Here is a 21,798-nt window from a genome sequence, read left to right on the forward strand (position 1 = left end):
GGCGAACGCACATCCGCAGTGCGTGCACGTGGACCACGCGGCATATCCAGCTCATCTTCGTGTTGCAGCCGCGCACGGGTGCGCTGCTCGTAGGCGTAGGCCATTTCGATCAGCTTCGGCTCGCTCCAGGCGGTGCCCATGAACAGCAGGCCGACGGGAAGGCCGTTGATCTGGCCCATCGGCACGGTCAGGCTGGGGTAACCGGCCACGGCAGCGGCGCTGTAGCTCTCGCCGGGGAAGTCGTCGCCTTCGCTGCGGATCGGCCACGCCACACCGGTGGTCGGCGCCACCAGCGCATCGAGCTGATGCGCGGCAAGGGCTGCATCGATGCCTTCCGGACCGGCCAACCGGCGCGCATCACTGCGCGCGCGGATGTAGGCAGGGTCTGCCAGGCCGGTGGTGGCATCGGCCTCCACCAGCAGCTCCTGGCCGAACAGGCCCAGTTCCTGCTTGCTGTGCGCCTGGTTGAAGGCGATCAGTTCGGCCAGGCTGCGCAGTGGCGCGCGGTGGGTGCTGAAGTAGCGCTCCAGCCCGGCCTTGAATTCGTACAGCAGCAGCGTGCGCTCAGCCTCGGCCCACGCGCCCTGGTTGGGCAGCTCCACCGGCACCACCACGGCGCCGGCGCGACGCAGCTCGGTCGCTGCCTGATCGATCAGCGGCGGCATGCCGCGGTACTTCAGCAGCGGCGTCTGCAGCAGACCGATGCGTTTGCCGCGCAGGCCCTGCGGGTCCAGGCGCGCGGTGTAGTCGTAGACCGCACGGCCGGGCATGGTCGCGGTGGCGGGATCGGCGTCATCGCGGCCGGCGATCGCAGTCAGCACGGCGGCAGCATCGGCGACGCTGCGGGTCATCGGGCCGGCGGTGTCCTGGCTGAAGGAGATCGGCACGATGCCATCGCGACTGACCAGCCCGACCGTCGGCTTCAGACCGACCACGCCGTTGATCGCGGCCGGGCAGACGATGCTGCCGTCGGTTTCGGTGCCGATCGCCACGCTGGCCAGGTTGGCGGCCACGGCCACCGCGCTGCCGCTGCTGGAACCGCACGGTGAATGGCTGATGCGGTAGGGGTTGCGGGTCTGGCCGCCGCGCGCGCTCCAGCCGGAGATGGAGTCATTGCCGCGGAAGTTGGCCCACTCGCTGAGGTTGGTCTTGCCCAGCACTACAGCGCCAGCCTCGCGCAGCCGGCGTACCAGGTAGGCATCGTCCGGACGGAAGCCCTGCAGGGCCAGTGAGCCGGCACTGGTGACCATCGGTGCGGCGTTGATGTTGTCCTTCAGCAGCAGGGGGACGCCATGCAGCGGCCCACGCAGGCGCCCTTCGCGGCGCTCGCGGTCACGTGCGGCGGCTTCCTTCAAGGCGTCGGGGTTGAGCTCGATCACCGCGCGCAGGCGGGGCCCGGTGCGGTCCAGGGCGGCGATACGCTGCAGGTAGGCCTGGGTCAGGGTGGTGCTGTCCAGATCTCCGGCAGTCATCCGCGCCTGCAGGTCGGCGACATCGGTTTCGGCGTACGGGAACGGCACGTTGCGGCTCGCAGGTTCGGCCGCATGCGCGCTGGGCGTGGCCGGGCTGCAGCCAGCCGAAAGCAGCGCCGGCAGCGCGGCGAGCAGGCAGGTCAGCAGAGGCGGCAAGGACGGGCGCATGGGGCGGCTTGGTCGGCTCCAATCCCCAGTGTAGCCGGTGCTCAGCGGTGGCGCTTGCGCAGGTCGCGGGCGAGGACGTAGACCACGATCAGGTTGATCGCCAGGATCGTCCATGACGGCCAACCGGGATGGCGGATGATCGCGAAGATGTCGAAAGGCAGGTACAGGGCGGCGGTCAGGCAGCCCAGCCAGGACGCCCAGGCCTTGGCCCGCCACAGGCCCCAGGCTTCGACCAGGTGCAGCAGGCCGTAGCCGATCATTCCCGCCGCGGCCAGGTGGACCGCGTCGGGACTGATCATGTGCAGCAGCGAGGGCAGGGTGCCATGGTCCGGATCCAGGCTGAAACGCCGGATCAGGGCCATGATGCCGTGCCGCAGCGGCTGCGGTCCGAGCACTTCCAGCCCGGTGGCGGCCAACAGCGCCAGCATCGCCTTGCTCGCTTCGAGCAGGGCGATGACGTGCAGACCCGGATGCCGGTGTGGATCCGGGTTGTAGCCGCTCTGGTTCACGGGGTGCTGGCTCAGCCGCCGCGCGAAGCCTTCTTGCGATCGCTCTCGGTCAGGAACTTCTTGCGCAGGCGGATCTCCTTCGGGGTGATCTCGACCAGCTCGTCGTCTTCGATGAAGTCCAGGGCCTGTTCCAGCGAGTACTTGATCGCCGGGGTCAGCTGGATCGCATCGTCCTTGCCCGAAGCGCGCATGTTGGTCAGCGGCTTGGTCTTGATCGCGTTGACGGTCAGGTCGTTGTCCTTGGAGTGGATGCCGACCAGCTGACCTTCATACACGTTGTCGCCTTCAGCAGCGAACAGCTTGCCGCGCTCCTGCAGCGGGCCCAGCGAGTAGGCCGGCGTGGTGCCCGGTGCATTGGCGATCATCACGCCGTTGATGCGCTTGGCAATCGCGCCCTGTTCCTTCGGACCGTAGTGGTCGAACACGTGGAACAGCAGGCCCGAACCCTGGGTCAGGGTCTTGAACTCGTTCTGGAAACCGATCAGGCCACGGGCCGGGATCTGGTACTCCAGGCGCACGCGGCCCTTGCCGTCCGATTCCATGTTCTTCAGCTGGCCCTTGCGGGTGCCCAGCTTTTCCATCACGCCGCCCTGGTGGATTTCTTCGATGTCCACCACCAGCTGCTCGATCGGCTCCATCAGCTGGCCGTCGATTTCCTTGATGATCACTTCCGGGCGCGACACGGCCAGCTCGTAGCCTTCGCGGCGCATGTTCTCGATCAGCACCGACAGGTGCAGTTCGCCACGGCCGGAGACCAGGAACTTGTCGGCGTCTTCCAGCTGCTCGACCTTCAGGGCCACGTTGTGGACCTTTTCACGGTCCAGGCGGTCCTTGATCTGGCGGCTGGTCAGGAACTTGCCACCGGACAGGTCCTTGTTGCCGGCGAACGGCGAGTTGTTGACCTGGAAGGTCATCGAGATGGTCGGCTCGTCGACGGTCAGCGCCGGCAGCGCTTCCGGGAAGTCCGGTGCGCAGATGGTGTCGGAGATGGTCAGCTCCTGGATGCCGGAGATGGCCACGATGTCGCCGGCCTCGGCCGACTCCTGCTCGATGCGCTCCAGGCCCATGAAGCCCAGCACCTGCAGCACCTTGCCGTTGCGCTTCTTGCCTTCACGGTCGATGACCGCGACCTGCATGTTCTTCTTCAGGGTGCCGCGCTGGATGCGGCCGATGCCGATCACGCCCACGAAGTTGTTGTAGTCCAGCTGGCTGATGCGCATCTGGAACGGGCCTTCCGGATCCACTTCCGGCTTCGGCGCGTGCTGCATGATCGCTTCGTACAGCGGGGTCATGTCGCCGTCGCGCACGGTGTCTTCCAGGCCGGCATAGCCGTTCAGGCCCGAGGCGTAGACGATCGGGAAGTCCAGCTGCTCGTTGGTGGCGCCGAGCTTGTCGAACAGGTCGAAGACCTGGTCGATCACCCATTCCGGACGGGCGCCCGGACGGTCGACCTTGTTGACCACGACGATCGGCTTGAAGCCCATCGCGAAGGCCTTCTGGGTCACGAAGCGGGTCTGCGGCATCGGGCCGTCCATCGCGTCGACCAGGATCAGCACGGTATCGACCATCGACAGCACGCGCTCGACCTCACCACCGAAGTCGGCGTGCCCGGGGGTGTCGACGATGTTGATCCGGTTCTTGATGCCGGTCTTCTTGTCTTCCCAGGTGATGGCGGTGTTCTTGGCCAGGATGGTGATGCCGCGTTCCTTTTCCTGGTCGTTGCTGTCCATCACGCGCTCGGCGAGGACGGTGCGCTCGGACAGGGTGCCGGACTGCTTCAGCAGCTGGTCGACCAGGGTGGTCTTGCCATGGTCGACGTGGGCGACGATGGCGATGTTGCGAAGATTTTCGATGGACATACGAAAGGGGGCCAGTCGGCGCCGGATTTGGAAAAAGAAGTCCAACATTATACGTCGAACTTGACGATTCGCGAAAAGGTGGATTTCACATCCGTCGAGGGGCCCATTCAGCTGGCTGTCCGCCGCGTCGGCCGGGGCCGCCAGCGCCCGGAGACGCGGCTTCCCGTCCACGGGCTGAAGCCGGGTTCTTCACCGATGGTCGAAGCCGCCGCCGCCACGAGGCAGGTGTAAACTAGGTGGCTAGACGCGTTCCCCTCTGCATCAAGGATCTTCATGTCCCTCATCGCCACTTTCGACACCACCCAGGGCCCGATCAAGGTCGAGCTGTTCGCCGACAAGGCGCCGCTGACCGTGGCCAACTTCGTGAACCTGGTCAAGCACGGCTTCTATGACGGCCTGATCTTCCACCGCGTGATCGCCGACTTCATGATCCAGGGCGGCTGCCCGCAGGGTCGTGGCACCGGCGGCCCGGGCTACAAGTTCGAAGACGAGAAGAACGGCGTGAAGCACGAGGTCGGCTCGCTGTCGATGGCCAACGCCGGCCCGAACACCAACGGCAGCCAGTTCTTCATCACCCACATCAAGACCGACTGGCTGGACGGCCGCCACACCGTCTTCGGCAAGGTCCTGGAAGGCCAGGCCATCGTTGATTCGGTCAAGCAGGGCGACGTGATCCATTCGATCACCCTGGAAGGCGACGTCGACGCCGTGCTGGCCGCCCAGGCCGACCGCGTCGCGGAGTGGAACAAGCACCTCGCCGCCTGATCCCCCTTCGAAACGGCCACCCATGGGTGGCCGTTTCCCTGTTCCCCGCCGCCCGCCTGGCCTGCGTGGCTCTGCCCGCGGCGTCCCATCAAACGCTTGCAAGCAAGAGGAAACCCCCATGAAAGCACCCGTTCGTGTTGCCGTGACCGGCGCCGCCGGCCAGATCGGTTATGCCCTGCTGTTCCGCATCGCCTCCGGCGAAATGCTGGGCAAGGACCAGCCGGTCATCCTGCAGCTGCTGGAACTGCCGGTGGACAAGGCCCAGGCCGCCCTGAAGGGCGTGATGATGGAGCTGGAAGACTGTGCCTTCCCGCTGCTGGCCGGCATGGTCGGCACCGATGACGCCGAAGTCGCGTTCAAGGACGCCGACATCGCCCTGCTGGTCGGCGCACGTCCGCGCGGCCCGGGCATGGAGCGCAAGGACCTGCTGCTGGAGAACGCCAAGATCTTCACCGCCCAGGGTGCAGCGCTGAACAAGGTCGCCAGCCGTGACGTGAAGGTGCTGGTGGTCGGCAACCCGGCCAACACCAACGCCTACATCGCGATGAAGTCGGCCCCGGACCTGAAGCCGGAAAACTTCACCGCCATGCTGCGCCTGGACCACAACCGCGCGCTGAGCCAGCTGTCGACCAAGCTCGGCAAGCCGGTCGGTGGCATGGAGAAGCTGGTGGTGTGGGGCAACCACAGCCCGACCATGTACCCGGACTACCGTTTCGCCACCGCCGATGGTGCGTCGATCGCCGATGCGATCAACGACCAGGAGTGGAACGCCAACACCTTCATCCCGACCGTCGGCAAGCGCGGCGCGGCGATCATCGAAGCCCGTGGCTCGTCCTCGGCTGCTTCGGCCGCCAACGCAGCGATCGACCACGTGCGTGACTGGGTGCTGGGCAGCAACGGCAAGTGGGTCACCATGGGCGTGCCGTCCGACGGTTCCTACGGCATTCCGGAAGGCGTGATCTTCGGCTTCGCGGTGACCACCGAGAACGGCAAGTACACCCTGGTCAAGGACCTGCCGATCGACGACTTCAGCCAGAAGTACATCGACAAGACCCTGGCCGAGCTGGAAGAAGAGCGCGCCGGCGTCGCCCACCTGCTGGGCTGATGCAGGCGGTACCGGCTCCGGCCGGTACGTCTTCCATCAAGGTAGGTACCGACCGTTGGTTGGTACGCAGAAAACGGGGAGGCTTCGGCTTCCCCGTTTTCATTTGGAATTCCTGGAACCGCATGATCCACCTGCACTACATCGATGACGCACTGCTGGTGGCCGAGAAGCCGGCTGGCCTGTTGTCCGTACCCGGCCGCAGCGCCGAGAACCAGGACTGCGTGGTCGCGCGCCTGCAGGCGCTGTATCCGGATGCGTTGACCGTGCATCGGCTGGACCAGGTGACCTCCGGCCTGCTGCTGCATGCGCGTGGCAAGGACATGCAGGCGGCGTTGTCGATGCAGTTCGAGCAGCGCCAGGTTGGCAAGCGCTACGAAGCCGTCGTGCAGGGTGTGATCGAAAGCGATGCCGGTGAAGTGGACCTGCCGTTGATCGTTGACTGGCCGAACCGGCCGAAGCAGATGGTCGATCACGAACGCGGCAAGCCGGCGTTGACGCGTTGGCGCGTGCTGGTGCGCGATGTTGAAGCGCGGCGCACGCGCGTGGCATTGGAACCGATCACCGGCCGCAGCCATCAGCTGCGGTTGCACATGGCCACTATTGGCCATCCGATTGTTGGCGACGTGCTGTATGACGCGGCACCGGCGCACCGCGTGCATCTGCATGCACGCAGCCTGCGGTTCACGCATCCGCTGACGGGCGAGGTGCTCGCGTTCGAGTCCGCGGCTCCGTTCTAGGGGGTCGGCAGGGCTTGCAGCCCTGCACCCGCAGAATCAACGTCAACGTCAAAAGCGGGCTATACGTGGGTTGGCGGGACGGTGTCGGAGTGCGGGGCCGCCGCAAGTACGTCCGTGTAGGCTTGGCAGCCGCATCCATGCGGCTGACACCCCGCACTCCGACACCGCCCCACCTTCGACAGGTTCACTCGGCTGTTGGTAGCGGTGGCCGTTGTTCCGCGCAGCTGTTGGTAGGTGTCGACCTTGGTCGACACGATTTTTCTGTCAGATATCGAATGAACCATCCACGCATGGCGTGGATCTACCGCGTCGACCAAGGTCAACACCTACCAGAGCAGTCGACCAAGGTCGACACCGACCAGAACAATATGCCGTTCCGGCAGATCGCGGAATCTGTCGAACGAGCCTCCAAGGACGGATTCACGGCGTCCCCCGCAATCGGACCCACCCCGCCATCCCCCAGTAAGCCCGCTTGCTTTGCTTCGGCTGTTGCTTCTGAGGTTGCCGGCCAGCGGCCGGCACTACCTCGGGTGCCGTGCGCACCCTCACCGCCCGTGCGGATCCGGCCGGTGATGCACGTACTCGACCACCGTCCCATCGGGATGTACCGCGTTGAACGCCGCCCCGGTCGGTACCACCTGCAACGGGAAGATGATCTCGGCGCCAGCCGCGACCAGCTTGTCGTGATAGGGCCGAACGTCATCGACCAGCAGTGTCCCCGTGGTCGAAGTGAACGGCGCCAGCGCCGCCTCGCTGCCCTCGATCAACAGGAACGCCCCGACCATCGCCAGACGCAGGCCGGCCTCCGGAAACGGGAACCCCGCATCGGCCACCACGCCCTGCAGCTGCTCGTAGAACGCCACGCTGCGCTCCAGCTCACCGGGGGCCACGAACACCCGGATCAGCACGCGCGGCGCGCGCTGGCTGGACGTATCGCAGCGGTCACGCCAGAGATGGTCGAAGTCGCGGTGGACGGTCATGGGCTCGGTTCGTGGCCAGGGATCTCCATTATCGGCAGGCCCGCGCGGCGCACTGATGACCGCCAGTGATGGCCTGATAACCGCTGGCCGGGTTGCCCCTGTGACTTAGGTCCTGTTGACAGGTGTGAACGCCCTCGCACAATCTTCACAGGATTGGGTCGCCCTGCGCGGCCCGGGCAGGCAGGTTGTCACGCCGGGAGGAGGGTCCCGCGCGCAGACCGGCCCGTCCATCGGCCTGCGGGACGTTGCCTGGCAACCCCTGCGCGGCATGAACGCTGCACCCTTCGGCGGCACTTTCCCTGGACCGATTGCCTTGGCAACGGAATTACGCCTGCCGATGAAAACGTTTACAAAGCCGCTTGCACTGTCCCTGGCCCTGTCTGCCGCACTGGCCGCCCCGGCCTGGGCCGACCCTGCCGCGTTCACTGTGCTGACCCTGGAACAGGCCCCGACCGCCGAGGCGATGCCGGCCCTGGCCGCCCAGCTGAAGACCCTGCAGGTGGACGCGGTGAGCGTGCGCCAGGTGCAGCGCGGCATCGGCCAGGTCGATCCGCTGCAGGTGCTGGCCGATGGCCTGGGCTATGAGTACCGCTTCATTGCTGCCGGCAAGGACGATGGCCAGACCCAGCGCGGCCAGGCAGTGCTGACCCGGCTGCCGATCGCCGCTGAATCCGGCCCCGACCAGCCGGGCCTGAACTACCTGCGCCTGGACGATGGCCGCCACACCGTGGCGGTCTATACCGATGCCGGTGCAGGTGCGGCGCAGCTGCCGGCGCTGGTCACCCGTTCGCGGCTGGGTGCACCGGCGGTGCTGCTCGGCGCGGTGGCCGGTGAATCGGCCAAGGCCGCAGGCTTCGATCCGGCGCGTGTCGCGCTGGAAGCCGATGCCAGCTATTTCAGCGATGGCTTCCAGGCCGCCAGCAGTGCGCCGTTCAAGGTGGAAGGCAGTACCCTGCGCGCCACCCTGCTGACCCTGGCTTACGCCGCCGACACGCATGGCGACAGGCCGTGGATGGACACCACCCTCAACGCCGACGCGCGCGCTGCGCTGCTGCTGAAGGCGATGACCGAGGATGAGAAGTTCCAGATGCTGCACAGCTACTTCGGGCTGGGCAAGGACGGTGGCCCGCTGCCGGAAGGCGCAGTCGGTTCGGCCGGTTTCGTGCCGGGCGTGGCGCGGTTGGGCATTCCGTCGCAGCAATCGGCCGATGCCGGCGTCGGCGTGACCAATCCGGGTGGCATCCGCCCGGGCGATTTCGCCACGGCGATGCCGTCGGGCCCGTCCACCGCATCGAGCTGGAACCGTGAAGTCGCCTTCGCCGGTGGCGCCACGATGGGCCGCGAGGCATGGCAGCAGCGCTTCAACATCCTGCTGTCGGGCAGCGTCAACCTGCAGCGCGACCCGCGCAACGGCCGCAACTTCGAATATGCCGGTGAAGATCCGCTGCTGGCCGGCTCGATGGTTGGCGCGCTGATCCAGGGCGTGCAGAGCCAGCACGTGATCTCCTCGATGAAGCACTTCGCGCTGAACGACATGGAGACCCGCCGCAACTTCCACGACGTGCGCATCGGCGAACAGGCCATGCACGAGTCGGACCTGCTGGCCTTCGAGATCGCGCTTGAAGCCGGTCGCCCCGGTGTGGCGATGTGCTCGTACAACAAGATCAACGGCACCTACGGCTGCGAGAACGGCTACCTGATGAACCAGGTGCTGAAGCAGGAATGGAAGTTCCCCGGTTTCGTGATGTCCGACTGGGGTGGCGTGCACAGTGGCTCGAAGGCGGCGCTGGCCGGCCTCGATCAACAGTCGGCCGGTGAAGTGTTCGACGCGGCGGTGTTCTTCGACGAACCGCTGCGCCTGGCCGTGCACGGTGGCGTGGTGCCGCAGGCGCGCCTGAACGACATGGTGGCGCGCATCCTGCGCACGATGTTCCTGCATGGCAACTTCGACAACCCGCCGCAGCACCAGAAGGTCGATGCCGAGGCCGGTTTCGCCGTCGCCCAGCGTACGGTGGAAGAAGGCAGCGTGCTGCTGCGCAATGAGGGCAACCTGCTGCCGCTGGCCGACAGCGTGAAGCACATCGTCATCATCGGCGGCCATGCCGACAAAGGCGTGATCGGTGGCGGTGGTTCGTCGATGGTGGGCGTGACCGCCAAGGGCACCAATGCGGTGCCGGGCGTGATGCCGACCACCTGGCCGGGCCCGGTGATCTTCCACCCGTCCTCGCCGCTGGAATCGCTGCGTGCGGCGCGCCCGGACGCGACCATCGAGTATGTGGACGGGACCAATGCCGCCGCTGCGGCCAAGGCCGCCGCGCAGGCTGACGTGGCCATCGTGTTCGCCACCCAGTGGGCCGCCGAATCGGTGGACCTGCCGGACATGCAGCTGCCGGACAACCAGGATGCCCTGATCTCGGCAGTGGCCAAGGCCAACCCGAAGACCGTGCTGGTGCTGGAAACCAATGGCCCGGTGCGCACGCCGTGGCTGGCGCAGGTGCCGGCGATGCTGCAGGCCTGGTACCCGGGCATCCGTGGTGGCGAAGGCATCGCCGCGCTGCTGACCGGCCAGGCCAATCCGTCCGGCCGCCTGCCGGTGACCTGGGTGACGGACGAATCGCAGCTGCCACGCCCGCACATCGACGGCCTCGGCTTCAAACCGGCCAAGCCGTTCGGTGATGTGTTCGATTTCGATATCGAAGGCGCCAACGTCGGCTACAAGTGGATGGCGGCCAAGGGCCTGACCCCGACCTTCGCCTTCGGCCACGGGCTGTCCTACACCTCGTTCACCTATGAAAATCTGAAGGTGAGCGTGGAGGGCTCGCGCCTGGTCGCCAGCGTCGACATCCGCAACACCGGCAAGCGTGCCGGTGCCGACGTGGCCCAGCTGTACCTGAAGCTTCCGGCTGGCAGCACCACACCGATCCGCCTGATCGGCTATGACAAGGTGAACCTGCAGCCGGGCGAACAGCGCCGCATCCGCATCGAAGCCGAGCCGAAGACCCTGGCCCACTACGATGCACAGGCGCGCCAGTGGAAGATCGACAGCGGCACCTACCAGGTGCAGCTGTCGCGCAATGCGGCCGAGCCGCTGCAGACGGTGGACGTGCAGCTGGTAGAGCAGGTGCTGCGCTGATACTGCGGGTTGTTGATGCTTGAAGGAACGGCCCCGAAAGGGGCCGTTTCTGTTTGTGGGGTGCCGCTGCGCTCGCCGGGCCATGCCCGGCGGACGATGGAACAGCAGGCGCCGGGGCGGATAGTCATGTCGCTTCTGCCACTGGAGGTCAATTGCCGGTCAGCCAATACTGGAAGGCTGGCGCAGGAGGGCCAGCGAATGATCGCGAGCGCATGGGAATTCAAACGGTTGTGTGAAAACGAGTCGGATACCTCGTTCGCTTTGCGGCACGCTGACGATCAGACGTGGCGCGATATCCTGTCGACCTATCCGGAGCTGGCGCGTTGCGTTGCCGGAAACAAAACGATTCCCCTAGCCATCATCGAGCAGTTGGCTGCCAGCGATGACGTAGATGTCCGCTGGAAAATTGCGAGCAAGCGCCGGCTGGATCCAGCATTGATGTCACGCCTTGCAAGGGATTCCGATGCAAGCGTCCGTCACCGAATCGCCTGCAATCCAAAGGTATCCAAGGAGGTCCTGGAGCTGCTAACGGGTGACCCTGACGAGATGGTGGCGGCGTCAGCCCAGCGAAGGCTGCAGCAGGTGTGATCTCGAGCCGAGCAGCACGGAGCGCACTCACTCGGTCAACTCAGTATCAGTGCCAATTCAAGCGAGTGCTACGAGGATCGAACAATGAACAAGATCTTTGAGGAACACGTTTCAGACGCTCAGGCGAGCATGGTTCGACTCGCGCTCGATTATGCCGGTGCGACGCCTGACGAAGTATTCATCTTCGTTGCGAGTGAAGATGGGATTTCAATGTTTGATTTCTTCTACAGACTTAACGGTTCTGTGGTGGAGAAGGAACAGCTGAATGACGTCCGAAAATCTGGAGGTGGGATGTATGACTCGTTGAATGAGAGCTTGGCTTGGGTGCTTGATGCTGGGCTGGATGAAATAGATGCGCTTGAAGAAAAGTGCAATGAGTTCGGCGCTGAGATGCCTACTGAGATCCGCATTCACTACGTTGTGGGGAGCAATGAGATGCGGGCGAAAATGTCGTATGAACCAAAGTTCTCACACAGTGACGATCTGACACCGGGGAGTTTGTTCGATAGCTGGGTTGGCGATGTTCGTGGAGGCTCGTACCCTCTGTAACTTCACTGCGGCCTGGCGATTGGCCGCAGGAGGCTACCCGCGCCCGCTTTCAGACCACCCACGCAGGAAATCGATCAGCTGCCGCACCTTCGGCGAGGGCTGCGTGCTGTGCGGGTAGACCGCGTACACGCTCTGCTGCGGGAAGCGGTGCTGGCGCAGCACCGGGCGCAGGCGGTCCTGGGCCAAGTCGTCCTCGATCAGCCAGCGTGGCAGCACGGTGACCCCGGCGCCGGCCACGGCGAAGGCACGCAGGCTGCTGGCACCATCTACGCGCGCCACCGCATTGCCCGGGTTGGTGGCAAACAGGGCGTCGCTGCCATCCGGCGCCACCACCGGCACGTCGGCCAGGCGCGGGTAGCCGAGGCGGGGCAGGGTGCCCAGCTGCACCGGGTCATCGGCTGCATCCGCGGAGGGCAGCCGGGCCAGCAACGAGGGCGCGGCCACCGCGCACAGCGGATGCCGTTCCAGTTCGCTGGCATGCAGCCCTGAATCTGGCAGGCGGCCGAGGCGGATCGCCAGATCGAAGCGTTCGGGAATCAGGTCCGCCGGTGCCGGTGAGGTCGACAGGTGCAGCTGCAGCGCCGGATGCCGCGCACGGAAGGCTTCCAGTGCGGGAATCAGGCGAAGCTGCGCGTACTCCGGGGTGGTGGTCAGGCGCAGCACACCCTGTAGCTGGTGCTGGTCGCGCCGCGCGGCATCGATCGCTGCCTGTGCGGCGTCCAACGCCTGCACGCAGTGCTGCAGGAACTGTTCGCCGGCCTCGGTCAGGGCCAGGTGGCGGGTGCTGCGCAACAGCAGGGTCACGCCCAGCTCCTGCTCCAGCCGCTTCAGGTTGAAGCTGACCACCGCACGGCTGAGGCCGAGCCGATCGGCTGCTGCGGTGAGGCTGCCGGCCTCGACCACGGCGCGGAAGATATCGAAGCGATCGAGGCTGACCATGGCAATTCATTGTCAAAATGGATTTGACAGTGTTGCAGTTGCTGTCGTGTTTTTCCAACAAGGCCCGCACGGCATGCTGGCCGCTTCCCTGCTGGAGCGCCGCCGATGCCGTCCCCCCGCCTGCGCCATGAGGCGATCTTCCTGCTGGTGTTCGCCCTGGATCTGGTCAACATGTTCATCGCCACGGTGGCCTATCCGGCATTGGCAGCGGAGCTGCACGCCGATATCAGCACCCTGGCCTGGGTGGGCACCGCCTACATGCTGGGCCTGAGCGTGGTGATTCCGCTGGCACCCTGGTTGGCCGCGCGCTGTGGTGAGCGTCGCCTGCTGCTGGTGGCGTTGCTGTTGTTCGCGGTTGCCGCTGTGCTGGCCGGCGCCGCACCGGGTATCGGCTGGCTGCTGGGCTGGCGCCTGCTGCAGGGGCTGGCCGGTGGCCTGCTGATTCCGGTGGCACAGGCGGCAGCGTACCGACAATGCACGTCCGACCAGCGTGGCGCGCTGACCCGCCGCATCCTGCTGGTGGCGCTGCTGGTGCCGGCACTGGCGCCGGCGCTGGGCGGGTTGCTGGTGCAGTGGTTGTCCTGGCGCGGCGTGCTCTGGGCCAGTCTGCCGTTGGCGGTGGTGGCGATCGGCCTGGTGCTGGCCTGGATGCCGGCCGATGGCGCGCGCAGTGCGCCGCGCCTGCAGGCCTATGCGCTGTCTACCGCGATGCTGGCGCTGGGCGCGTTGCTGCTGGCGCTGACCTGGCTGGGCGAGTCCGGACATCGCGGTGCCGGTGCCGTGTTGCTGCTGGTCGCGCTGCTGCTGGCGGCGGCCCACCTGCGGCACGCACGTCGGCAGGCGCAGCCCCTGCTGCGCTGGTCGCTGCTGTCCCATCGCGGGCTGCGCCTGGCAATGCTGGTGTATCTGGCAGTGCCGGGTGTGTTCATCGGCAGCCAGCTGGTCAGTACCCTGCAGCTGCACCAGGCCGGTTACAGCGCGGCACGCATCGGCGCGTTGATGCTGCCCTGGGCGCTGGCCTCGGCCATTGCGATCACGGCCAGCAAGCGCCTGCTGGCGCGCTTCGGCCCGGCCACGGCACTGCGTATGGGCATGCTCCTGCAGGCCAGCGGCCTGCTGTTGATGGCGATGCTGCCGCAGCCGGCCTTCGCGTTGGCCGGGCTGCTGTTCGCGCTGATGGGCGCCGGCGGCAGCCTGTGCAGCAGCACCGCGCAGACGCTGGCCTTCCATGGGGTCGAGGGCGAAGCATTGGGCGATGCCAGTGCCCTCTGGAACCTCAACCGCCAGCTCAGCTTCTGCCTCGGCACCGCGGCCATCGCGATGGTGCTGGCACTGGCCATGCAATGGCTGCCGGCCCATGCCACCGGCATGGCACTGGGTCTGGCCGCCGTACTTACCCTGCTGCCCCTGGCGCTGTTGCGTCGGCCGCAGAGGATCACCCTTTCGCAACCGGAGAACACTTGATGGCTACCACCGCAGAACATGAAATCCACCACCTGCACGACAAACTGCAGGCCTGGTTCCGTGCCGACGTCGGCACCGACGCGCTGGACGATCTGATGGCGCATTTCTGCGCGGACTTCAGCATGGTCGGCATCGCGGGTCGCAGGCTGGACCGGAATGCCGTGCAGGCACTGTTCGCGGGTGCCCATGGCGCGCGTCCAGGGCTGCAGATTTCCATCGAAGCCGTGCAGGCGGTGGATGCGCTGTCACCGCTGGCGGTGCTGCGCTATCGCGAAGGGCATTCGCTCGATGGCGGCCAGCCCACATGGCGAGAGTCGCTGGCGGTGCTGCGCCAGGAGCAGGGGCGTTGGCGTTGGCTTGCGTTGCACGAAGTGCCGATGGCCTGACCGGTAGTGCCGGCCGCTGGCCGGCAACCGCGTAACGCGCCCCAGGATCATGAAGTTGCCGACCAGCGGCCGGCACTACCGGTCGTTGGCGAGCGCGGCGGCACCGCGGGCACATGTGCCATCAGTCCTGCCTGCATCCGCCGCAGAATGCAAAGCCCGCCCACACCTCACGGCTCGGGGCAGGAGTAGGCTTGAGGCTTTCCTGCCGGGAGGGGTTGTCCATGCGTGTGCGTGCCGTCGCTGTAGCCATTGCCCTTTGCCTGTCCAGCACCGTGCTGGCCGCCGATACCCCGCCGATGACCCCGGACATCAGCGGCAAGCCCTTCGTTGCTCCCGATGTCGGTCGTGACTACGACAAGCGCGTGGTGATGGTGCCGATGCGTGATGGCACCAAGCTGTATACGGTGATCGTGGTGCCCAAGGGCGCCCGCAATGCCCCGATCCTGCTGACCCGCACCCCCTACGATGCCGCTGGCCGCGCCAGCCGCAGTGATTCGCCGCGCATGCGCGACCTGCTGCCGCAGGGCGACGAGGTGTTCGTCGACGGCGGTTACATCCGCGTGTTCCAGGACATCCGTGGCAAGTACGGCTCCGAAGGCGATTACGTGATGACCCGGCCGTTGCGCGGGCCGTTGAACAACACCAAAGTCGACCACTCCACCGACGCCTGGGACACCATCGACTGGCTGGTGAAGAACGTGCCGGAGAGCAATGGCAAGGTCGGCATGCTCGGCTCGTCGTACGAGGGCTTCACCGTGGTGATGGCGCTGACCGACCCGCATCCGGCGCTGAAGGTGGCCGCACCGCAGAGCCCGATGGTCGATGGCTGGATGGGCGACGACTGGCTCAACTACGGTGCGTTCCGCCAGGTCAACTTCAACTATTTCGCGATGCAGACCGAGAAGCGCGGCAAGGGTACGCCGCTGCCCAGCCTCGGCTATGACGACTACAGCACTTTCCTGCGGATCGGTTCGGCTGGCGACTACGCGCGCTTCACCGGCGTGGACCAGCTGACCTGGTGGAAGAAGCTGGTCGAGCACCCGGCCTATGACGGCTTCTGGCAGGGTCAGGCGCTGGACGCGGTGATGGCGAAAACACCGTTGAAGGTGCCGACCATGTGGCTGCAGGGCCTGTGGGACCAGGAGGACATGTGGGGCGCCAACCACGCCTATCAGGCAATGGAAGGGCGCGACAGCGGCAACAACCGCAATTACCTTGTGATGGGGCCGTGGCGGCACAGCCAGGTGAACTACAGCGGCAGTGAGCTGGGCGCGCTGAAGTTCGATGGCGATACCGCGCTGCAGTTCCGCCGTGATGTACTCAAGCCGTTCTTCGACCAGTATTTGGTGGACGGTGCGCCGAAGGCGGACACGCCGCCGGTGCTGGTCTACAACACTGGCGAAAACCACTGGGATCGCCTGAAGGGTTGGCCGCGCAGCTGCGACAAGGGCTGTGCTGCCAGCAGCAAGCCGTTGTACCTGCGGGCCGGCGGCAAGCTGGCATTCCAGGCGCCGGCGGCGGGCGAGGGCGACTTCGAGGAGTACGTGTCCGACCCGGCCAAGCCGGTGCCGTTCGTGCCGCGTCCGGTCCGCTTCGGTGACCGCGACATGTGGACCACCTGGCTGGTCAAGGACCAGCGCTTTGTCGATGGTCGCCCGGACGTGCTGACCTTCATCACCGAACCGCTGACCGCGCCGCTGCGCATCGGCGGCGCGCCGGTAGTGCACCTGCAGGCCTCGACCAGTGGCACCGACAGTGACTGGGTGGTGAAGCTGATCGACGTGTATCCGGACCAGGAAGCGTCGACGCCGGAGATGGGTGGCTACGAGCTGCCGGTGTCGCTGGCGATCTTCCGTGGCCGCTACCGCGAGAGCTTCAGCGATCCGAAGCCGCTGGCGGCGAACCAAGTGCTGCCGTACCGTTTCGACCTGCCCAACGCCAACCACACGTTCCAGAAGGGCCACCGGGTGATGGTGCAGGTGCAGTCCAGCCTGTTCCCGCTGTACGACCGCAACCCGCAGACCTACGTGCCGAACATCTACCTGGCCAAGCCAGGCGATTACCAGAAGGCCACGCAGCGGGTCTGGCACAGCGCGGCGCAGGCGAGCTACATCGATCTGCCGGTGTATTGAGGTTAGTGAGATCCGCCGGGTGTGCGATACCCGGCGGCTGGGGTGGTGCCGGCCGCCGGCCGGCATCCGCAATGGCGCAGGAGCGTGTCGACCAAGGTCGACACCTACCAAGGCTGGGCCATGGCACGTCGATTCAGGCGGCTGCGGTAGTGCCGGCCGCTGGCCGGCATCCGCGATGGCGCAGGAGCGTGTCGACCAAGGTCGACACCTACCAAGGCTGGGCAATGGCATGCTGATCGACCAAGGTCGAGACCCACCAGAGCGGAGCCATCGCAGGTCGATTCAGGCGGGTGTGGTAGTGCCGGCCGCTGGCCGGCATCCGCGATGGCGCGGGAGCGTGTCGACCAAGGTCGGCACCTACCAAGGCACCTCACCCCACCTTCGAGGGGCCCGTGCGCCAGCGGCTGGGGACCAGGCCGAAACGCTTGCGGAATGCCGCGGCGAAGTTGCTGGGATGACGGTAGCCGCTGGCGGCGGCGGCCTGCTCGACCGTCCAGCCGTCCTCGCGCAGGCCCTGTTCGGCGTGGCGCATGCGCTGCTCGTGCAGGTAGTCGAACACCGAGCAGCCGTACTGCTGGGCGAAATGACGGCGCAGCGAGCTGGGGCTCATGCAGGCCAGCTGGGCCAGCTCGACCAGGCTGTGGGCGTGGCTGGGGTCGTCATGCAGGTAGGCACGCACGCGCTCCAGGCGCTCGCGCTGGCCGGCCCGCAGCGTTCGTACAGGGTCGGTCTGCAGATCCTCGGCCTTCAGGCCAACGGCCAGCAGCTGCAGAGCAACGCCCTCGCGCCACAAGGCGTCGATGCCATCTTCCCATGGGCTGTCGAACAACTGGCCGAGTACCGGCAGCAGGGTATGCGGAATGGCCCAGTGGCGGCATTCCAGGTGGCTGTTGAGCGCGGTCTCCAGCTGCGGCAGATGGAACAGATCCGGATCGATCTGGCCGGGCACCATGACGCTGACGCCGCGCATGCGCGTTTCGCCGGGGTGCGCACCGGTCATCTCGACCTGCTCGCGGTGGTGCGCGGTCATCGCCGTGCCGGCGCGCAGGGTGAAACCACCGCGTCGCGGAATGCGCACATCGACCTGGCCCTGCAGCATCACGCGGATGGCCAGGCCGGGACTCTGCTGGGCGGTCGCTACATAAGGAAAGCGATTATGGACGTCGGAGGCGATCAGGCTCATGCCGCCGCGCAGGAACTGCTCGTTGACCTCGCCATGGCCGGCCCACTGGTCGTCGCGCAGGTGTTCCGGGTCAGCGCGGTAATCAAAGCCATGACGGTGGCCGAAGCGGCGGTAATCGGCAAAAGTGAAGTATCGGGACATCGCTCGGCACGTACTTTGGAGGTGGACGCTGGCATGACCTCGCCCACGCGCTCTGCAACGCAGATGCAGATCCGGTCGTTACCCGCGCAGGCATGCTGGGAAGCAGTGGCGTGGGCACTCTGGATGGCTGGGGAAACGCCAGGTTGAATGGAGTGTGTCGAAGAAACTGGAAACGTTTCCCATTGTCGCCTCGATTCGCGCGCTTTTGATTCCAATAGGGTCAAAACGATTGACGATTACGGCCAAAGTGAAAATGCCGCCGAGCATACGCCGGCGTTTTGCATGCATATCCGTAAGTAATTCCATACATCAACTTGAGTTGAGGTTTCATGGCTGGAACGATCGCCCGTAGACGCGGTGTCAGCCAGGCCATCACAGGAATGCGCGTAGGGTGGGGTGGTTGGCTGCTGCAGGCCACTTCGATACCCCCACTGATGGAGAACGCAGATGATTGATTACCAACTCACCGGCAAGACCGCGATCGTGACCGGCGGCGTGTCCGGCATTGGTCTGGCCGTGGCGCAGACCCTGGCGGCGTCCGGCGCGCGGATCTCGGTCTGGGACCTGAAGCAGGATGCGGTGGATGCCACCGTGGCGCAGTTGCGCAATGCCGGAGCACAGGCGATTGGCATCGCGCTGGACGTCACCGACGACGCAGCGGTGGAGGCGGCGGTGCAGCGCACGATCAAGGAACTCGACGGCCTGCATGTGGCGGTCAACAACGCCGGTATCGGCGGGCCGGCCGCCAGCAGCGGTGACTATCCGATCGATGGCTGGCAGCGGGTCATCGACGTCAACCTGACCAGCGTGTTCCTGTGCCAGCGTGCGCAGATCCGGGCAATGCGAGCCGCTGGAAGCGGCGGCAGCATCATCAACATGGCCTCGATCCTGGGCCAGGTGGGGTATGCCGGTTCCACCGCTTATGCGGCGGCCAAGCACGGCGTGGTCGGGCTGACCCAGACCGCCGCGTGGGAACATGCCGCCGACGGCATTCGTGTCAACGCGGTCGGCCCGGGCTTCATCAGCACACCGCTGCTGGAGAAGATGGACCCGAAGGTGCGCGCCACGCTGGAAGGCCGTCACGCCTTGAAGCGGCTGGGTACGGCCGAGGAAGTGGCGGCGCTGGTGGCCTGGCTGGCCAGCGACGATGCCTCGTTCGCGACCGGCGCGTACTACGCCATCGATGGTGGCTACCTGGCGCAGTGAGCGAATGCGGTCAGTAGATCCACGCCATGCGTGGAGGAATGCGTGCGGTGAAGAAGGCGTGCCATCGCCTTCACCGCCGTCCCACGATCGCCGCGCGACGCTCCGGGAAAATTCCGGAGCTTTCCCATGGAACTTACCCAGGATGTCTCGATCCTGCTGCGCGTTGCCGCAGCGATGCTGTTCGGCGGCGTGCTCGGCGTCGAGCGCGAGATGGGCAAGCACGCCGCTGGCCTGCGTACGCACATGCTGATCGCAGGGGCCGCCGCGTTGATCGTCGGCCTTGGCGACTCGGTGGCCGAGCATTTCCAGCAGGAGCGCTACCGCGACCTGCTGCAGGTTGATCCGGTACGCCTGATCGAAGCGGTGGTGGCCTGTGTCGGCTTCGTTGCCGCTGGCACCATCCTGCGTGGGTCACGCGAGGACCAGGTCAGCGGCCTGACCACGGCCAGCTCGTTGATCATGGCGGCGGCCATCGGGATTGCGGTGGGGATCAGCAAGTACGTGATTGCCATCGGCGTGAGCGTGCTGTGCGTGCTGGTGCTGGCAGTGATGCGGCGGCTGGAGAAACGGATCTCGTAGGGAATCTCGAATTGCCGGCCAGCGGCCGGCACTACCTTGCGGACTAAATGGTCGGACCAATATGGCATCTAGCCCTATGGTCTAATAGGTTCCTCGCCGGAGTGGCGGTTAAATCCGCTGCAAGTGGTCTGATCGAAATCATTATTGGTACGACCAATAATCGACAGCCACGGCGATCCACCGCCTGCGGTGGGGCACCTTCCGCATCCAGTCGAGAGTCTTCATGCAGCCCTGGCAACACCTGTACGACCCCGCCGGCAACCTGTGGTTGTCGAGCCTGATCGCGCTGCTGCCGATCGCGTTCTTCTTCGTTGCCCTGGCCGTGCTGCGCATGAAGGGCTGGCTGGCCGGCACGATCACCGTGGCCATCGCGCTTGGCGTGGCCCTGCTGTTCTACCGCATGCCGCTGAGCCAGGCGCTGGGTGCGGCCGGCTTCGGCTTCGTCTACGGCCTTTGGCCTATTGCCTGGATCATCATCGGCGCGGTGTTCCTCTACAAGGTCTCGGTCAAGACCGGTCAGTTCGACATCATCCGCGCTTCGATCCTGTCGGTGACCGAAGACCAGCGCCTGCAGATGCTGATGGTCGGCTTCGCCTTCGGTGCCTTCCTGGAAGGCGCGGCCGGTTTCGGTGCGCCAGTGGCGATCACCGCGGCATTGCTGGTCGGGTTGGGCTTCAAGCCGCTGTATGCCGCCGGCCTGTGCCTGATCGTCAACACCGCGCCGGTGGCGTTCGGTGCAATGGGCATTCCGATCATCGTGGCCGGGCAGGTCACCGGCCTGGATGCCTTCGAGATCGGCCAGATGGCCGGCCGCCAGCTGCCGTTCCTGACCGTCATCGTGCTGTTCTGGATCATGGCGATCATGGATGGCTGGCGTGGCATCAAGGAAACCTGGCCGGCGGTGCTGGTGGCCGGTGGCTCCTTCGCCATCGCGCAGTACCTAACCTCCAACTTCATCGGTCCGGAACTGCCGGACATCACCGCCTCGCTGGCGTCGCTGGTCTGCCTGACCCTGTTCCTGCGCCGCTGGAAGCCGGTACGGATCTTCCGCTTCGATACCGAAACCAGCGCCGAGGCGACCGCACAGGCACTGGAGGCGCCGCGCTACAGCGTCGGCCAGATCGCCAAGGCGTGGTCGCCGTTCCTGATCCTCACCGCGATGGTCACGCTGTGGAGCATCAAGCCGTTCAAGTCGCTGTTCGCGGCAGGCGGCCCGCTGGAAGGCTGGGTGCTGAAGCTCCCGGTGCCGGGCCTCGACCAGAGGGTGCAGAAGATGCCACCGATCGTGGACGCGCCGCTCAGCTATGAGGCGGTCTACAAATTCGACTGGTTCTCGGCCACCGGCACCTCGATCATCCTCGCGGCGGTGATCGCGATCATCGCACTGCGCATGCCGGCCCGGTCGGCGCTGCAGACCTTCGGCGAAACCGTGCGTGAGCTGCGCATGCCGATCTATTCGATCGGCATGGTGCTGGCCTTCGCGTTCATCGCCAACTATTCGGGCCTGTCGGCAACGCTGGCGCTGGCATTGGCGCACACCGGAGACGCGTTCCCGTTCTTCTCGCCGTTCTTGGGCTGGCTGGGCGTGTTCCTGACCGGCTCGGACACCTCGTCCAATGCGCTGTTCTCGGCGCTGCAGGCGACCACCGCACAGCAGATCGGCGTGTCCGACGTGCTGCTGGTGGCGGCCAACACCACCGGCGGCGTCACCGGCAAGATGATCTCGCCGCAGTCGATCGCCATTGCCTGCGCGGCGGTTGGCCTGGCCGGCAAGGAATCGGACCTGTTCCGTTTCACGGTCAAGCACAGCCTGGTCTTCACCACCATGGTCGGCCTGATCACCCTGGCCCAGGCCTACTGGCTGACCTGGATGATTCCCTGAGCCATGCCGCGCGGCCTGACC

Annotated in this window: 18 protein-coding genes; 12 read left to right on the forward strand and 6 right to left on the reverse strand. The window is 66.0% G+C overall.

Features of this window, described 5'->3' with window-relative positions:
- The 3 genes from O0K41_RS09610 to typA form a co-directional block, all read right to left on the reverse strand.
- A partial coding sequence (locus O0K41_RS09610) for an amidase (protein ID WP_308304495.1) occupies nucleotides 1-1,640 on the reverse strand: 1,640 nt, incomplete at its 3' end.
- A gap of 41 nt (nucleotides 1,641-1,681) precedes the next feature.
- Nucleotides 1,682-2,149 (reverse strand): DUF2127 domain-containing protein, encoded by a 468-nt coding sequence (locus O0K41_RS09615; protein WP_005408223.1) that lies wholly within the window; start codon nucleotides 2,147-2,149, stop codon nucleotides 1,682-1,684.
- 11 nt (nucleotides 2,150-2,160) lie between these two features.
- A complete protein-coding gene (gene typA, locus O0K41_RS09620) occupies nucleotides 2,161-4,008 on the reverse strand; it encodes a translational GTPase TypA (protein WP_164223317.1) in 1,848 nt (615 codons plus the stop codon).
- A gap of 273 nt (nucleotides 4,009-4,281) precedes the next feature.
- On the opposite strand from typA, the gene O0K41_RS09625 reads away from it, so the two are divergent.
- The 3 genes from O0K41_RS09625 (at nucleotide 4,282) to O0K41_RS09635 (ending at nucleotide 6,615) form a co-directional block, all read left to right on the forward strand.
- Nucleotides 4,282-4,773, forward strand: coding sequence for a peptidylprolyl isomerase (locus O0K41_RS09625; RefSeq protein WP_005408225.1), 492 nt, complete (start codon nucleotides 4,282-4,284; stop codon nucleotides 4,771-4,773).
- Between the two features lie 118 nt (nucleotides 4,774-4,891).
- Nucleotides 4,892-5,878, forward strand: coding sequence for a malate dehydrogenase (locus tag O0K41_RS09630; RefSeq protein WP_004153634.1), 987 nt, complete (start codon nucleotides 4,892-4,894; stop codon nucleotides 5,876-5,878).
- 122 nt (nucleotides 5,879-6,000) lie between these two features.
- Nucleotides 6,001-6,615, forward strand: coding sequence for an RluA family pseudouridine synthase (locus tag O0K41_RS09635; protein ID WP_164223315.1), 615 nt, complete (start codon nucleotides 6,001-6,003; stop codon nucleotides 6,613-6,615).
- A 545-nt stretch (nucleotides 6,616-7,160) separates the two neighbouring features.
- Here O0K41_RS09635 and O0K41_RS09640 read toward each other — a convergent pair.
- Nucleotides 7,161-7,595, reverse strand: a complete 435-nt coding sequence (locus O0K41_RS09640; RefSeq protein WP_021204492.1) for a glyoxalase/bleomycin resistance/dioxygenase family protein — start codon at nucleotides 7,593-7,595, stop codon at nucleotides 7,161-7,163.
- A 337-nt stretch (nucleotides 7,596-7,932) separates the two neighbouring features.
- Between O0K41_RS09640 and O0K41_RS09645 the strand changes: the two genes are divergently transcribed.
- The 3 genes from O0K41_RS09645 (at nucleotide 7,933) to O0K41_RS09655 (ending at nucleotide 11,865) form a co-directional block, all read left to right on the forward strand.
- The gene (locus O0K41_RS09645; RefSeq protein WP_099604921.1) at nucleotides 7,933-10,728 is read left to right on the forward strand and encodes a glycoside hydrolase family 3 C-terminal domain-containing protein; all 2,796 of its coding nucleotides are present in this window, start codon (nucleotides 7,933-7,935) and stop codon (nucleotides 10,726-10,728) included.
- 15 nt (nucleotides 10,729-10,743) lie between these two features.
- Nucleotides 10,744-11,316: a hypothetical protein gene (locus tag O0K41_RS09650; RefSeq protein WP_143572882.1), complete on the forward strand. Its 573-nt coding sequence runs from the start codon at nucleotides 10,744-10,746 to the stop codon at nucleotides 11,314-11,316.
- 84 nt (nucleotides 11,317-11,400) lie between these two features.
- The gene (locus O0K41_RS09655; protein WP_099604922.1) at nucleotides 11,401-11,865 is read left to right on the forward strand and encodes a hypothetical protein; all 465 of its coding nucleotides are present in this window, start codon (nucleotides 11,401-11,403) and stop codon (nucleotides 11,863-11,865) included.
- A gap of 33 nt (nucleotides 11,866-11,898) precedes the next feature.
- On the opposite strand, the gene O0K41_RS09660 is transcribed toward O0K41_RS09655, so the two are convergent.
- Complete coding sequence (locus tag O0K41_RS09660; RefSeq protein WP_049451818.1) at nucleotides 11,899-12,804, reverse strand: LysR family transcriptional regulator; 906 nt, start codon at nucleotides 12,802-12,804, stop codon at nucleotides 11,899-11,901.
- 105 nt (nucleotides 12,805-12,909) lie between these two features.
- On the opposite strand from O0K41_RS09660, the gene O0K41_RS09665 reads away from it, so the two are divergent.
- From O0K41_RS09665 to O0K41_RS09675, 3 genes are all read left to right on the forward strand, one after another.
- Entirely contained in the window at nucleotides 12,910-14,268 is a 1,359-nt protein-coding gene (locus tag O0K41_RS09665; protein ID WP_164221545.1) for an MFS transporter, read from the forward strand.
- Nucleotides 14,268-14,654: a DUF4440 domain-containing protein gene (locus O0K41_RS09670; protein ID WP_049451820.1), complete on the forward strand. Its 387-nt coding sequence runs from the start codon at nucleotides 14,268-14,270 to the stop codon at nucleotides 14,652-14,654. Before O0K41_RS09665 ends, O0K41_RS09670 begins: the two co-directional genes overlap by 1 nt.
- A 221-nt stretch (nucleotides 14,655-14,875) precedes the next feature.
- On the forward strand, nucleotides 14,876-16,786 hold the full coding sequence (locus tag O0K41_RS09675) for a CocE/NonD family hydrolase (protein WP_049451822.1): 1,911 nt from the start codon (nucleotides 14,876-14,878) through the stop codon (nucleotides 16,784-16,786).
- A 370-nt stretch (nucleotides 16,787-17,156) separates the two neighbouring features.
- Here the strand turns inward: O0K41_RS09675 and O0K41_RS09680 are convergent, their stop codons facing one another.
- The gene (locus tag O0K41_RS09680) at nucleotides 17,157-18,110 is read right to left on the reverse strand and encodes an AraC family transcriptional regulator (protein WP_005413776.1); all 954 of its coding nucleotides are present in this window, start codon (nucleotides 18,108-18,110) and stop codon (nucleotides 17,157-17,159) included.
- A gap of 447 nt (nucleotides 18,111-18,557) precedes the next feature.
- Between O0K41_RS09680 and O0K41_RS09685 the strand changes: the two genes are divergently transcribed.
- The 3 genes from O0K41_RS09685 (at nucleotide 18,558) to lldP (ending at nucleotide 21,777) form a co-directional block, all read left to right on the forward strand.
- Complete coding sequence (locus tag O0K41_RS09685) at nucleotides 18,558-19,316, forward strand: SDR family NAD(P)-dependent oxidoreductase (RefSeq protein ID WP_012480580.1); 759 nt, start codon at nucleotides 18,558-18,560, stop codon at nucleotides 19,314-19,316.
- A gap of 126 nt (nucleotides 19,317-19,442) precedes the next feature.
- Nucleotides 19,443-19,895, forward strand: a complete 453-nt coding sequence (locus O0K41_RS09690) for an MgtC/SapB family protein (RefSeq protein WP_005413774.1) — start codon at nucleotides 19,443-19,445, stop codon at nucleotides 19,893-19,895.
- 223 nt (nucleotides 19,896-20,118) lie between these two features.
- A complete protein-coding gene (lldP, locus tag O0K41_RS09695; protein WP_005413772.1) occupies nucleotides 20,119-21,777 on the forward strand; it encodes an L-lactate permease in 1,659 nt (552 codons plus the stop codon).
- Nucleotides 21,778-21,798 lie beyond the last annotated feature (21 nt).

The sequence above is a fragment of the Stenotrophomonas sp. Sm2128 genome (assembly GCF_030985535.1).
Taxonomy (GTDB): domain Bacteria; phylum Pseudomonadota; class Gammaproteobacteria; order Xanthomonadales; family Xanthomonadaceae; genus Stenotrophomonas; species Stenotrophomonas maltophilia.

Bases quoted from the DNA above. Each gene is read 5' to 3' on its own strand.
- O0K41_RS09670 (WP_049451820.1), top strand. From the start codon at position 14,268: ATGGCTACCACCGCAGAACATGAAATCCACCACCTGCACGACAAACTG.
- O0K41_RS09680 (WP_005413776.1), bottom strand. From the start codon at position 18,110: ATGTCCCGATACTTCACTTTTGCCGATTACCGCCGCTTCGGCCACCGT.
- O0K41_RS09690 (WP_005413774.1), top strand. From the start codon at position 19,443: ATGGAACTTACCCAGGATGTCTCGATCCTGCTGCGCGTTGCCGCAGCG.
- O0K41_RS09675 (WP_049451822.1), top strand. From the start codon at position 14,876: ATGCGTGTGCGTGCCGTCGCTGTAGCCATTGCCCTTTGCCTGTCCAGC.
- typA (WP_164223317.1), bottom strand. From the start codon at position 4,008: ATGTCCATCGAAAATCTTCGCAACATCGCCATCGTCGCCCACGTCGAC.
- O0K41_RS09685 (WP_012480580.1), top strand. From the start codon at position 18,558: ATGATTGATTACCAACTCACCGGCAAGACCGCGATCGTGACCGGCGGC.
- O0K41_RS09630 (WP_004153634.1), top strand. From the start codon at position 4,892: ATGAAAGCACCCGTTCGTGTTGCCGTGACCGGCGCCGCCGGCCAGATC.
- O0K41_RS09655 (WP_099604922.1), top strand. From the start codon at position 11,401: ATGAACAAGATCTTTGAGGAACACGTTTCAGACGCTCAGGCGAGCATG.
- O0K41_RS09640 (WP_021204492.1), bottom strand. From the start codon at position 7,595: ATGACCGTCCACCGCGACTTCGACCATCTCTGGCGTGACCGCTGCGAT.
- O0K41_RS09660 (WP_049451818.1), bottom strand. From the start codon at position 12,804: ATGGTCAGCCTCGATCGCTTCGATATCTTCCGCGCCGTGGTCGAGGCC.
- lldP (WP_005413772.1), top strand. From the start codon at position 20,119: ATGCAGCCCTGGCAACACCTGTACGACCCCGCCGGCAACCTGTGGTTG.
- O0K41_RS09650 (WP_143572882.1), top strand. From the start codon at position 10,744: ATGCTTGAAGGAACGGCCCCGAAAGGGGCCGTTTCTGTTTGTGGGGTG.
- O0K41_RS09665 (WP_164221545.1), top strand. From the start codon at position 12,910: ATGCCGTCCCCCCGCCTGCGCCATGAGGCGATCTTCCTGCTGGTGTTC.
- O0K41_RS09625 (WP_005408225.1), top strand. From the start codon at position 4,282: ATGTCCCTCATCGCCACTTTCGACACCACCCAGGGCCCGATCAAGGTC.
- O0K41_RS09645 (WP_099604921.1), top strand. From the start codon at position 7,933: ATGAAAACGTTTACAAAGCCGCTTGCACTGTCCCTGGCCCTGTCTGCC.
- O0K41_RS09635 (WP_164223315.1), top strand. From the start codon at position 6,001: ATGATCCACCTGCACTACATCGATGACGCACTGCTGGTGGCCGAGAAG.